Source organism: Paenibacillus sp. UNC451MF, assembly GCF_000686845.1.
Lineage (GTDB): Bacteria > Bacillota > Bacilli > Paenibacillales > NBRC-103111 > Paenibacillus_S.
In genome coordinates, this window is sequence record NZ_JMLS01000017.1 from 109,722 (window position 1) to 122,788 (window position 13,067).

The following is a 13,067-nucleotide window of genomic DNA, read 5'->3' on the forward strand; positions in this document are numbered from 1 at the left end:
TTCATTCGAAATGTTTATTACTATAATGAAATTCAGACCGGAGTGTCTCAAGTCGTGAACTTTCGGTAAAGGATGTGAGACGGGGGACTGCACAGGGAAATCACACGTTTCCGGTCCGTCTCAGCTTTTGAACGTTTGGTACCGTTAGCTTGTATACGGAGCAAACGGGTTATCAGCATCCTTAGTACACAATATGTCAATTGATTGAGGGGAGGCATAATCGATATTAGTTTATAAACAAAGGGCCATTGATCTAGCTGAGACTAGGGCATTACTCTGGAATGTCGTCCATAGGTAAGCGACAAGGCTATTGGTTTATTAAACTCCTTTTTACTGCGAATAGTAAAGGCTTACTTAGAGACTATCAACCTGTATCGAGAAATAAACATTATGTAAAAATTGGATGAGAAGAGTGACATGAGATCACCAAGTATCATGAAAAGAGGAGTAGAGCAGCTAAGAAAAACATACTTTTCATTCAACCCACTTTGAAAGAGAGCTGATATTAATAATGAAGGGTCGATCAACGATGGCAAGCTTGATCTTGCTATTTCAACTGTTTGCATTAAGCGAAACAGAATCTTATGCTTCTGCTGCTGCCGTAACGAATTCAGAAGATGCTTCACCAAACGCTGCTATCCAGCATCCTTATTACCCGCCAAGCGCTTCCGATCTGCAGGCTTCCATTGCAACGGCAGATAAGCTGCTTGCACAGTATACAGAGGATCAATGGGTGAATCTCGTGCCTAAGCAATCTCCGCGCACGGTTTTGAACGACCCTTTTGACGGCAGCGACAGCTGGGTATGGAGCTCTGCAAATCCGGACCGGATTCAGACGACTAAGGGTTTGGTCTTTCCTAATACCCAGTATCCATATCAATATACACAGGTAAAGGTCATGAGTGGAAAGACGGTAGATGTTCCCTATGTAGAATACAGCGGGAAAAAGTACTTGATCCAAGCGCGAATTGATTACGAGAAAACCTCTTTCATGTCCAGCAATCTTCCGATTTTGGCAAACGCTTACCAAGCAACTGGGGACGAGAAATATGCCCGCAGAGTCGCGATTGCCTTGGACGCGTGGGCGGATGTCGTGCCGGATTTTTACATGACTAGCAAAAATGTAGCTACATTGATCAGCGCCGACAATGTCGCCAATTATTACAATACCGATATCCAAAGGGTAAGTGACCATAATGGGATATCACACGAAATGCATTCAGGAGAAATCTTCGCTTTTGACAGGATCTATGAAAGCGCTGCACTGAAACAGCTGTCACAAAGCAAGGGGTATGATGTTAGGGAACATATTCGCAAAGACTTTTTTCTCAATGTGGTGAACTGGCTTACAACGTACCAGTCCATGAAAGTCCATACTTCCACCAATCTATCAGGTGCTGTGGAAGCCATTTCCAGAGTAGCTACGGTTCTTCACCAGCCAGAACTAATGGATTGGTTGAGCCGATACATGGACATTACGGTCGGAGATAACTTCAAGCGGGACGGGATGTTCCCTGAATCCTTTTCTTATCATGCCGGGTATGCCAATTCCAATTATACCATTTCCCAATTAATCCAATCTTACTTCCAAATTCACATGCCGGAAACGGATGTGCAGCTGGAGCTTAAGGAGAAGATTGAGAGACAGTCCTCATTTCTTGCTAATGCCAAAGAAGTCCAGAAGAAAGTAGCGTTTCCTGATGGTGATTTGCCGCCTTTTCATGATACGACCAAAGGAGGGGCTTCCAAAAGAAACGCTACAGAGTCCCAACTGCTACCTGCTTACGGTCATCTGATGCTTGGCGGTGGCTCAGATCGACTACAGACTCAATACAATATCAATTTCAATGATATGGCGAATCACGTCCATCCGAACGTTCTCTCATCCACTTTATTCGGATTCGGTAAAGAGCTGATCGGGGGAATACGTTATTCCCGCACTGCCGCGCGTGATTTTACAAGTGATACACTGTCAATGAATACCGTTGTGGTGGATAGAGATAATCAGTTCCGAGGGACCAAACAAGGGGCAGGAAACGTAGGTCATTTATTTACTAATGGTAACCTCTCACTATATGAGCCGGGTCTGGACGGTATCGAAGCGTCTGAGGTGTACAGTGATTGGGCTTATCCTGGTACCGCACAGAGATATCAGCGTTTGAATGTGATGAACACCATCGATCCTGAGCATCCTTACCTGATAGACCTATTTAAGGTAACGGGCGGAAGCACCCATGAATATTTCCTGCATGGGTCGACCCAGTTTGACGAAACGGCTGAAGCGAGCTTCCCTCTGCAAAAAATAAATAAACCATATCCACTTCTTCCCGATAATGAAACGTGGACAGATCCATTGAAAGAAGGGGACAAACGAAATTGGTACGGAATGTTCCGGGACGTTAGCACGGGACAATCTCCAGGGAATTGGGATGTCACCTTCCGTGATTCGGAGGACGGAGGTGTAGGCACGCGTATTTTTATGGTTGACGATGGCAGTAATCAGGTTTACTTGGGAAAAAGCCCTCATTCCTACCGCGATAAACAGTATGATAACATCTATCAATTTTGGCGTCCTTCGCTGATAGTAAAGCGGGAGGCTTCCAATCAAAACAATCTGGACAGCTTGTTCATTAGTGTTATGGAGCCTTTAAACGGTGCATCCGCCATAGCAAGTATCAGCAGAGTCCCTCTGCAGGATAATAGTCCTGAGCATGTAGCGTTTTCTGTTAAATTCAAAAATGGTCGGGAGGACATCGTCCTTATTAATTTGAATAACCCGGATATTACCGGAAGATCAACTCCTGACCAACTGTTAGCGACTGCTGACGGTAAATACTCGTTGAATGGAAGAATCGGATTATTGTATGAGCGTAACGGCTTTATGAAGCCTTACTTGATATCAGGTAGTAATTTCCAATATGGGTCCGATGCGCTTAAAATCAGCCAATCCTCCTATACCGGTACCGTTACAGGAGCGCAGCGGGTCAGCGAAGGCTCTGATGTAGATGCTCTAATTACAGATGTCAACTTGCCGGAAGGCGATGCGCTAAAAGGCAAATGGGTGTCCCTCCAATTCGGCACCTACAAGGTAATTCCCGACAGCAATGGAGCGTATCCGAATGAGACAACTGAGCAGCAGGGCTTCAGTGAAATGTTCCAAGTAGAGCGAATTGAGAAGCGGAATGGACTTAGCTATATCATTACAACAGAGGACCATGCGCTCTCCATCGGTAATAATACGATAGAGCAATTAAGGCCTCAACGGACATTTGAAGGGAAACCGACTCTAAGAATCGATTTCAGTGCAACAACGGATTCGGTGCCACCTGTCTTTTCGTCCCCTAAGCTGGAAGGTATTCAGGTAAACGGAAAACCGATTCCAGGGTTTGATCCTGCTGTTTATAGCTATAAATCTTCCATGCCGGCAGGCGCGGCAATTATTCCTGTCGTTAGTGCGTCGGGTTCCAACCTGATTGAAGTTACCCAAGCGCAGGAACCGTTTGGAAGCGCTATTATTACTGTAAAGGATCGTCAGGATCCTAGCCTGCAAACCAGTTATAGTGTGAAATTCACGGCTATTCCGGTTTATGGAGATGTACCGGTAGGTTTGGTCCCTTTCCAAATAAAAGGAGTGACGGCAAGTCCGGGGTACAATTCCGGCTTTCCTCCTCCGAATGCGATTGACGGAAATCTCGCTACTCGTTGGGCAGCAAAAGGAGAGCACTGGATCACCTTTGACCTTGGGGAGAGTAAAACGATCGATACATTCATTTCCGCGTTTTTGAATGGAGATAAGGACAGGTATTCGTTCGATCTGGATGTTTCCGAGAACGGTACCGATTGGACTCGAGTATTCACTGGAAGCAGTAACGGAAAGACTGCAGGTCTTGAGCTGTTCTCATTCGAAAAGACCAAAGCCCGTTACGTGAAGTATATCGGACATGGTAACACGAAGGATTCGTGGAACAATATCAACGAGGTGTTTATTGCCGGTCACTCCGTCGCCACGAAGCTGGATCTGACGGTAAGCAGTGCCGTCTACAGTTATAGCGATACTGCACAAATTCGTTCTGTTCTGACAAATGTGTACGGGGTTCCATTGTCAGGGCAAACAATTGGATTTTTCTTGAACGAAGCTAAGATAGGGGAAGCAGTGACAGGTCCTTCGGGAGAAGCATTGCTGAATTACCGCGTAAACGTAGGTGTACCCTCCGGCACTTCTGCGGAATATGTCGTGAAGGCGAAGTTCGCAGGTGCTTCCGATCAAACGTTGCAGCCGAGCGAGGCAATAGGAAAGTTGACCGTACAGAAGGAGCAGGCAAGTATTGCTTATGTCGGACCCTTGAAGTGGAATCATTCCAACGGTACGCTTTCTGCGGTTGTCCGGCAGCAAGAAGACTCAGATCTGGGGGCGCTGAATGATTTGCCGATTAACTTTAATCTTAATAAAATACTGGTTGATGGGACGTATGTGCCTGTCCGCTCCGCAACGGTGCTGACAAATGTGTACGGCCAAGCGAACCTTGCCGAGACGCTTACTGACGGTTTGTACGAAGTGAAGACAACCCTTGCTGCTAACCCTTACTACACGGAGAATGCTGCGACGGTGATCATGACTGTGAGCACGGCTACTTATGATTCCAATTCAATAAAGGTGAACGGTCATACGAACGTCCCTGTTCCTTCAGGTATTTTTGGTGCCAAAGCGAAAAAAATTCACCTGGAAGGCGAGTGGGGAGAAGATAGTGCAGGTAAAGTAACCGGAAACGCTCGGATACATGTCGAACCACAAGGACTTCGACTAACCATGAACGGAGCAGACTGGATAGTAACGATGGACTCAAGTACCTATGTACAAGGAAGTGCTGTGGATGAACAAGGAGGAACGTATACCGTTCGACTGATGATGGAGACATCGAGGGTACAACATGGACATTCTTCCGATATCAGCTTAGTCATATGGCGTGGAAATGTTGCTGAAGGACCGCCTGCTGCTGAGCTATGGGCCCAAGACTTCAATGGCAGCATTAGAATTCGCTAAAAAAACTAGTAGAAGGAATTTGCAAGCAATTAAGTTGAAGAAGACACCTCACCCATTTTGTGTTAAATCACAAGTAAGTTAATCGTTATCATTTAGGGATCAGGCTGCCGGTGTGAATCGGCAGCCATTTTGTATCATAAGAGTTCATTTGGGGTAATCAATATATGATCTATGAAGAGATTAATATATAATAGAGGTACGAGGGGGGAGGAGTATGCACCATTTAACTGATTTTGACCACCAAGTTCTTTTTGAACATGTATATCGGAGTGCTCCCATTGGCATAGGCTTTGTGTCGATGGAGAGAAAGTGGATCAATGTTAATCCCGCTATGTGTAGAATTTTTGGGCGTTCAGAAGAAGAGCTAAGAGAGCTTACAATATCAGACTTGAGCTTTGCAGACGATATGAATACTAATGAAGAACTGATAAGAGAACTGCTGGATGATGTGAGGGATTCCTTTGAAGTTGAGAAACGGTACGTTCATAAAAATGGTAATATAATCTGGTCTTTCTTGAACGTTTCGCTTGTTCGAGATGAGATAGATGGGAAGCCGCTGTATTTCATTTTGCAAATTATCGACAATACGAAGAATAAGCTTGCTGAACAGAAGCTGCAGGAAAGTATTGAGCGTTATACTTCATTAAAAAAGTACAACCACGACGCTATCATTTCATTCGGACTGGATGGCAATATTATCAACGGCAATCAAATGGCGGAGCAACTGACTGGATATAAAATTGAAGAGCTTTTCGGTGTAAGCATTTCCAAACTGTTGGGACAAAAAAATCTTGCTGGAATCTTTTCAGCAAACCAGGATTACTCTTCCATTGAAAAAAATATTAATTATATCCAACACAAAGAAGGTCACGCGATAGAAGTGCTAGCAACGTTAGCTCCCATTTTTATACATAATAAAAATGCAGGTTTTTATATTATTGCTAAAGACATGACTGAGCAAAAGCGGCTGCTTATTGAGAAAGAAGCCGCAGAAAAGACGAATAAAGCCAAAAGCGAATTTTTGGCAATGATGAGTCATGAGATACGGACTCCTATGAATGGGGTTATCGGAATGACGGATTTGCTCTTGGAAACAAAATTAGATCAAGAACAGCAAGAGTATGTTCAAATAATTAAGAAAAGCGGGAACACGCTTCTGACGATCATTAACGATATTTTGGATTTTTCCAAGATTGAATCAGGGATTTCAGAAGTTGTTGTAGAGCCATTCAATGTCAGAGCGATTGTGTTAGAGACATTAAATATCATTATGCCAAGGGCACTTGAGAAAAACTTGGAGATTTCTACTGCCGTCTGCCCAAAAGTTCCTAACATTGTAGGTGGCGATGATACCAAATTAAGACAAGTCCTTATCAATTTGCTTAGCAATGCCGTTAAATTTACATCAGAAGGAACGATTTCAATCTCGGTGGATTGTGTCACTCATGAACAGAGTACGGTGTTTCTTCAATTCAAAATTCAGGATACAGGTTTAGGAGTTCCAAGAGATAAGGTGAATCGCTTATTTGATCCTTTCTACCAGGTCGATAATTTTATGACGAGGAAGACGGAGGGAACTGGTTTAGGCTTAGCCATTTGTAAAAAGCTTGTTCAATTAATGGGGGGAGAAATATGGTACGAAGCCTCTGCAGATCCTTCAGGTTCGCTTTTTATCTTCACAGCCCAATTTCAAGTCGAACTCCAAACGGAATCCCAATCTATAGATCTTTCCCTTGAGCAGGAAAGTGAAGCTTCGAATTCCATTAATATTTTGATTGCTGAGGATAATCCTGTTAATCAGATCGTCTTAAAGAAAATGTTGGAAAAGCTTGGCTACCGTTCAACGATAGTGGAAAATGGAAAAGATGTGGTAGTAGCGGCTCAGAGCTTCCCGTATGACCTTATTTTCATGGATGTTCAAATGCCTGTGATGGATGGGTTAGAAGCAACCAAGACGATAAAAGCCAATTCAACGAGTCAGAAGACTCCTTACATTGTGGCAGTAACCGCTCATGCAATAAAAGGCGACCGAGAAAAATATTTAGCCGAGGGTATGGATGAATATGTTAGTAAGCCTATTAGTATGAATGCCGTATCAAGAATCATTGACAAATTCATGGAGAACGCACCTTAGGGTGTGTTCAGAGGCATGATCAAAATTAACAATGGTGTGGATTTTTTAAAAAAATGTTTACCGCACCGCAGTTTTTTGATATTATAATCGCAACACATTCAAATGCGATGAAGAGACGAGTAAATAAATGGATTCTTTCACAGAGAGCTCCCTTAGCTGAAAAGGAGCAAAGATTTCTTTATTGAAAAAAGACTCAGAGCAGCACATCGGAACCTTAATTAAAGAGGATGGTGCGCCAGGAGCTCCTGTTACAGAGCTAGAGTATAAGCATTACATCGTAATGCCGTACTTGAAGAGGCAAATATGGCGACATATTAGCGAATCTGGGGTGGTACCACGAGCATATAGAATCTCGTCCCCAAGACAAATAGTCTTGGGGGTGGGATTTTTTTTATTGTAGCAAAGTTAGCCGCAAAACATGTTATATAATGTACGTCAAATCAGAATGTTAGAATATCGAAAAAACAGATGTTACAAAATGAACGCTTAATTATATCATTTGAAAGGATTTGAATATCTATGTCAGAAAAACTAAGAGTCGGTATTGTTGGAGGTACAGGCATGGTTGGCCAGCGCTTAGTTCAATTGCTGGATCAGCATCCTTGGTTTAAGGTGACGGCAATTGCAGCCAGTGCCAGCTCTGCCGGGAAGACTTATGAAGAAGCAGTGAAAGCCCGCTGGAAACTGTCTGACCCTATTCCAGAAGATGTGAAAAACATCATCGTTCAGGATGCTTCGAAAGTAGAAGAGGTAGCCAGTCATGTCGACTTTATCTTTTGTGCAGTTGAGATGAACAAGAATGAAATTCAAGCATTAGAAGAAGCCTACGCGAAAACGGAAACGCCTGTTATTTCCAATAACTCGGCTCATCGCTGGACACCTGATATCCCGATGGTCATTCCTGAAATTAATCCAGAGCATATCGAAGTTATTGCTGCACAGAGAAAGCGTCTGGGAACCTCGAGAGGATTTATTGCCGTTAAGCCTAACTGTTCTATTCAAAGCTATGTACCTGCACTTCATGCTCTGCTGGATTATAAACCAACAAAAGTGGTTGCATCGACGTATCAAGCGATTTCCGGAGCAGGCAAAAACTTTACCGATTGGCCGGATATGTTAGATAATGTTATTCCGTATATTGGCGGCGAGGAAGAAAAGAGTGAGCAGGAGCCACTGCGCATTTGGGGCAGCATTGTAAATGATGAGATTGTAAAAGCAAGTGCACCATTGATTACAACACAGTGCATTCGCGTTCCAGTAACCGATGGACATTTGGCTACAGTATTTGTATCGTTCGAGAACAAACCTTCGAAGGAAGAAATTCTCAGCCGCTGGCAGCAATTCAAGGGACGTCCGCAGGAGCTTGGTTTGCCAAGCGCGCCAAAGCAGTTCATCACGTACTTTGAAGAAGAAAACAGACCACAGACTAAATTGGATCGCGACATCGAGCATGGTATGGGCGTTTCTACAGGCAGATTGCGCGAGGATTCCATTTACGATTATAAATTCGTAGGTCTATCACATAATACATTACGTGGAGCAGCAGGCGGTGCAGTTCTGATTGCAGAGCTGCTTAAAGCGGAAGGTTACATCCAAGCAAAATAAACAAATACGCATTGTGATTTATCCTAAAAAAACAGCAAGCATCCTATGATTTAGGGGATTGCTGTTTTTTTTAGTATAAGGATCTAGTAAGGCATGATAATTAGAGAATCTGATGCATTGCTGAGGTAATAAATGGTATCATAATCATGAATACATGGAAAAAGGAAGATTCTTTTAGTCAAAAGAGAAATGATGTTTGTAACAACCTGCTATTAAATAGAGGGTGCATGCTTCTGAAGACACTATAGTTTTAGGAGGAAAACGTATGGTAAATACTTATAACGATTTGTCCTATTTACATTTAGAAAGCGCTCTCACCCATGCGAAAAGTAATGTTAGCATCGCTGATTTAGAAGAAGCGGCGAATTCTGCTGTTTTAAATGTGGAAGGGATTACTTCACCGGTGATCATACAGTCCATTGAGCTGTTGTTCAATAACGGATTATACTTCTTGAGGACCCGATCGAAAGACGGTTCTGAAGGGGTCGCTGTGACAAGCGAGCGTGCAGGTTATTTGTATCCTTTGCTCCAGCAGCTGATCATCCCTTACTTTATAGGCAAGGATGCCAGAGATTTGGAAAAGCTATTAGATGGTGTTTATGTGTACCAAAGCAATTATAAACTGTCCGGGCTTGCTCTTTGGTGCTGCATATCATGGGTGGAGGCCAGCTTGCTGGATATGTTAGGTAGAATGAGTGGCAAGCCGATCGGCGATCTTCTAGGAGGTGTCATTCGCAACGAGATTCCTATTTATGTGGCAAGTGGCAACAGAGGGACAACGCCTGAAGAGGAGATTGAAGTGTTGCAGAAGAAGGTCGCCGAGACGGGAGCCAGGGCTGTTAAATTTAAAGTAGGCGGCAGAATGAGCAAAAATGCCGATTCCATAGAAGGGCGATCCGAAACGCTCATTTATTTGACGCGCAAAACTTTTGGTGATGATTTCACCATACATGCTGATGGAAATGGTTCCTATGATCCTCCGGTAGCTATTAAGTACGGTAAGATTTTGGAGGAAATTGGTGCCTTCTTCTATGAAGAGCCTTGTCCATTCGAGCATCTTGAGGATACCAAGGAGGTCGCGGATGCGCTTCAAATCCCACTGGCCTTCGGGGAGCAAGAAACCAGCTTAAGGCGGTTCCGGTGGATTATCCATAATGATGCCGCTCAAGTAGTGCAGCCTGACCTACAATACAACGGAGGATTTATAAGGAATACCCGTGTTGCCAGAATGGCTGCTTTAAAAGGCATACCTGTCACACCGCACATTTCCGGCGGGTTTGGATATATCTATATGCTTCATTTTGCATCGTACATTCCGAATATTGGGAAATTTCAGGAGGACAAAGCGGGTGTGAAAGTGACCGACTACCTATTCACTCCGCAAATGGAAGTGAAAGATGGCGTCTTTCGAGCACCTACAGGCCCCGGTCTTGGAATGGATTATTCAGTGGTTGACAAAGTGCTTCGTAAAGCGCACCTGATTTAAGATAAAATCAAAATTAATGTGAACTGGCAATACAGTAAAGACCTCATAAAAAGGCCTTTCTCAAGGCCTTTTTCCACTGTTTGCGAGCAGATTGTCGGTATAGTTTTATCAACTTTCCATTTGTATCTCTTCAAACGCACTTAAGCTACGCATTAGATTTGGCTTCAGCTTTTGCCGCTTGTGTCGACAGGACACCGCTTGTAATAAAAACAAGCAGCGAGCACGCCAAACAGATCCCCGTAAAAATACCGACAGCAGAATAACCGTTAAATCCCGCATACAGCAATCCGGCCATCCAAGCTCCGAACGTGGTCGCTCCATTCATGGTTGATGTGGCAAGACTTGAAATAGTACCACGGATAGTAGGATTTAAACTATTCAGCAGTCCCACCATAAGCGGGAATAAAATACCAAGGATAGCGAATATGAAAAAGTAAACACCTTTCACTATATTAACCGACGACACATGAGGCAATATGATATAAGCTGAGATAATAATGAGCATCCCCACCGCCATAGTCTGAAACTGATTTAATGCTTTTATCACATAAGGAGAGCATAGGCTGCCGAGAAAATTTCCAAGCCCCAAGAAGATGATCACATAACCAGCCTCATCAATAGAAAGGTAAAAGCGGTCCGTCATCCATTTCCCGAGAAAAGCAAAGGCGGCGCTGCTCCCTAGATGAACAAAAAAGTAGGCGAGGAAGGTGCCTCTTGCTTTGCCGCTCTCTAGAAGGGGAACGTATCTTTTTAATATAGACGGTTTAGTTCCTTGGTGGTGGTGCGGTTTCATACTAGGCACTGCAAAAAAGACTGCAACCGCCAGCAGCAGTGAAAATAACCCGATGGTCCAGAATGGAAGAGACCAATTGCTTGCTGCCAGCAGGCTTCCGATCGGCACACCAAGCGCTTGAGAGACTGCGAGCCCTGCGTAGGCAACGCCCAGTACTTTACTGATTTTAGCCGGGGGAAACAGAGTTGGAATGGATGCCCACACTTGCGGCGCAGTAAACGCTGCGCTGACTCCCGCCAAAAACCGGAACAAGCACATAGTCCAAAAATCAACGGCAAACCCGCACAAGCATGTTGAAACGGCGAAGCATGTAAGGCCTGACAACATTACTTTTTTTCGATCCCATCCATCGGATAAAGGTCCGGCGATCAGCGCAAACACCGCTGAACCCAAGGTGTAGGCTCCCATCATCCATCCTGCCATTTCTGTAGGTACACCGAACCTATCTTGCAGTGTCGGAAGCAAGGGAGAGATCAGAAACGTATCCGTACCGATAACGAACATGATAAGAAAAAATAACACGAGAATTTTACTCATTCTATTCACCATTTTCTTTTTTATTTGATCTTGACCCCTATTCTAGAGGATAATAGTGACAAGAGTTGTCACGAAATATAAAATAATTGGAGCTAGCTCATGTCTAAATCGAAGCGTTTATTGGAACTGATGATGACGGTCAATCGAAAACGGAAATTTACGGTTAAAGAGCTTGCTATGGAGTTTGGCGTATCCACTAGAACAATGTTAAGGGATCTGCAGGAATTAAGTGAGCTAGGGGTTCCGCTTTATTCGGAGGTAGGTCCGCACGGTGGCTATCAGGTGTTGAAGGAAAGAATTTTGCCACCCATCGCATTTTCAGAAGAAGAGGCTGCCGCCTTGTTTTTTGCGGTATATGCACTTCGTCATTATTCTTCTTTGCCTTTTGAAGCGGAATCTGCCTCCGCACTGGACAAATTTTATTTACACATGTCGGGGGACGTTCGAGATCGTATTGATGAAATGAAAAACCGTGTAGACTTTGTGACGCCGACAAGACAGCAGGAATCCCCATACTTATCGATTTTGCTCGAGGCAGCCGTCCAACAAAAGGTACTGCTCATCCAGTACGAGCCGCGGGGAGAAGAGGCGGGGCGGAAAATACAACCGATCGGAATTTATGCCAATAACGGCTTGTGGTTTTGTCCGGCTTATTGCTTTCTGCGTAAAGATTTTCGCATATTTCGCTGCGATCGAATTCAATCTGCGGCATACGATGTTGACGGTACGGAGCCTATGGATCTACGGCACGTACATCTTGAAAATAAGGAGTTGGTATTTCAGAAGGAGAAGGAGTCTACCCAGCTTTATGCAGAACTGAGCCGAAAAGGGGTACAGATGTGTGAGGCTGTATTATGGCTGGGTTCCCACCTGAATATCCGCGAGGATGGCACAGGCTGGCTGGAAGGTCCAATTCCACAGAGCGATCTCGCATTTTATGCCAGATTTTTCATAGGTTTGGGCAATGAGGCGACAGTCAAGCATCCTACGGAACTGATTGATTATATAAAACGACTATTCAAAGAGATCATGTCCAACTATGAATAGTGCGAAATTTGATGCGTGACGGAAGTAATGGGAGATTTTTTGTAAGCGAAGCCAGTTGTTGTTAAACTAAAGAAAATGGAACCTATTGGAGGCATCTCAATGAGTCAACGCTATCGAATTACAAGAGCATTTCAGGAAAATGGAAATTCAGAACAAACAATAACATTGGAAGAATGTAAAGAATATTTTACGTCTAAACCAGATTTCGCTTATACACCAGTATTTACTGTGACAGGTTCAACCAGCATGTCCATTGAGGGAGACTTTTTCATGTGGAGTTACGGTGAGGTAAAGATCCCATTCCGATATTATGAGGGAGATATTTATGTATCCGGCACTAACGAAGCAGTAATCCCCAAGATGCTTGAGGTTGCGAGCGATTTGAGGGCGGACGTGGCAGAAGGGTGATTTAGTAAACAAAATG

The 13,067-nt window shown here is 43.9% G+C and carries 7 protein-coding genes and 1 other annotated feature; of the genes, 6 read left to right on the forward strand and 1 reads right to left on the reverse strand.

The genetic code is table 11. The features are described 5' to 3' along the window. The first annotated feature begins 511 nt into the window (after positions 1–511). The 4 genes from BP97_RS38950 to BP97_RS36745 all read left to right on the forward strand — a co-directional run bounded on the left by BP97_RS38950 (position 512) and on the right by BP97_RS36745 (position 10,266). Positions 512–5,041: a discoidin domain-containing protein gene (locus BP97_RS38950; protein ID WP_081824246.1), complete on the forward strand. Its 4,530-nt coding sequence runs from the start codon at positions 512–514 to the stop codon at positions 5,039–5,041. 214 nt (positions 5,042–5,255) lie between these two features. Beyond that, a complete protein-coding gene (locus BP97_RS0117620) occupies positions 5,256–7,175 on the forward strand; it encodes a PAS domain S-box protein (RefSeq protein ID WP_028550270.1) in 1,920 nt (639 codons plus the stop codon). A gap of 98 nt (positions 7,176–7,273) precedes the next feature. After that, positions 7,274–7,538: a binding site (T-box leader), on the forward strand. 156 nt (positions 7,539–7,694) lie between these two features. Continuing rightward, the gene (asd, locus tag BP97_RS0117625) at positions 7,695–8,780 is read left to right on the forward strand and encodes an aspartate-semialdehyde dehydrogenase (RefSeq protein WP_028550271.1); all 1,086 of its coding nucleotides are present in this window, start codon (positions 7,695–7,697) and stop codon (positions 8,778–8,780) included. Between the two features lie 265 nt (positions 8,781–9,045). After that, entirely contained in the window at positions 9,046–10,266 is a 1,221-nt protein-coding gene (locus BP97_RS36745) for a mandelate racemase/muconate lactonizing enzyme family protein (protein ID WP_051620695.1), read from the forward strand. A 145-nt stretch (positions 10,267–10,411) separates the two neighbouring features. Here BP97_RS36745 and BP97_RS0117635 read toward each other — a convergent pair whose 3' ends face one another. Continuing rightward, positions 10,412–11,596 (reverse strand): MFS transporter, encoded by a 1,185-nt coding sequence (locus BP97_RS0117635; RefSeq protein ID WP_028550272.1) that lies wholly within the window; start codon positions 11,594–11,596, stop codon positions 10,412–10,414. A 99-nt stretch (positions 11,597–11,695) separates the two neighbouring features. On the opposite strand from BP97_RS0117635, the gene BP97_RS0117640 reads away from it, so the two are divergent. Together BP97_RS0117640 and BP97_RS0117645 are read left to right on the forward strand one after the other, a co-directional pair. Continuing rightward, the gene (locus BP97_RS0117640) at positions 11,696–12,643 is read left to right on the forward strand and encodes a helix-turn-helix transcriptional regulator (protein WP_028550273.1); all 948 of its coding nucleotides are present in this window, start codon (positions 11,696–11,698) and stop codon (positions 12,641–12,643) included. 99 nt (positions 12,644–12,742) lie between these two features. Beyond that, on the forward strand, positions 12,743–13,051 hold the full coding sequence (locus tag BP97_RS0117645) for a hypothetical protein (protein ID WP_028550274.1): 309 nt from the start codon (positions 12,743–12,745) through the stop codon (positions 13,049–13,051). Positions 13,052–13,067: the final 16 nt, after the last annotated feature.

Coding starts and splice junctions, on each gene's coding strand:
- BP97_RS38950 (WP_081824246.1), top strand. CDS start 512: ATGAAGGGTCGATCAACGATGGCAAGCTTGATCTTGCTATTTCAACTG.
- BP97_RS0117620 (WP_028550270.1), top strand. CDS start 5,256: ATGCACCATTTAACTGATTTTGACCACCAAGTTCTTTTTGAACATGTA.
- asd (WP_028550271.1), top strand. CDS start 7,695: ATGTCAGAAAAACTAAGAGTCGGTATTGTTGGAGGTACAGGCATGGTT.
- BP97_RS36745 (WP_051620695.1), top strand. CDS start 9,046: ATGGTAAATACTTATAACGATTTGTCCTATTTACATTTAGAAAGCGCT.
- BP97_RS0117635 (WP_028550272.1), bottom strand. CDS start 11,596: ATGAGTAAAATTCTCGTGTTATTTTTTCTTATCATGTTCGTTATCGGT.
- BP97_RS0117640 (WP_028550273.1), top strand. CDS start 11,696: ATGTCTAAATCGAAGCGTTTATTGGAACTGATGATGACGGTCAATCGA.
- BP97_RS0117645 (WP_028550274.1), top strand. CDS start 12,743: ATGAGTCAACGCTATCGAATTACAAGAGCATTTCAGGAAAATGGAAAT.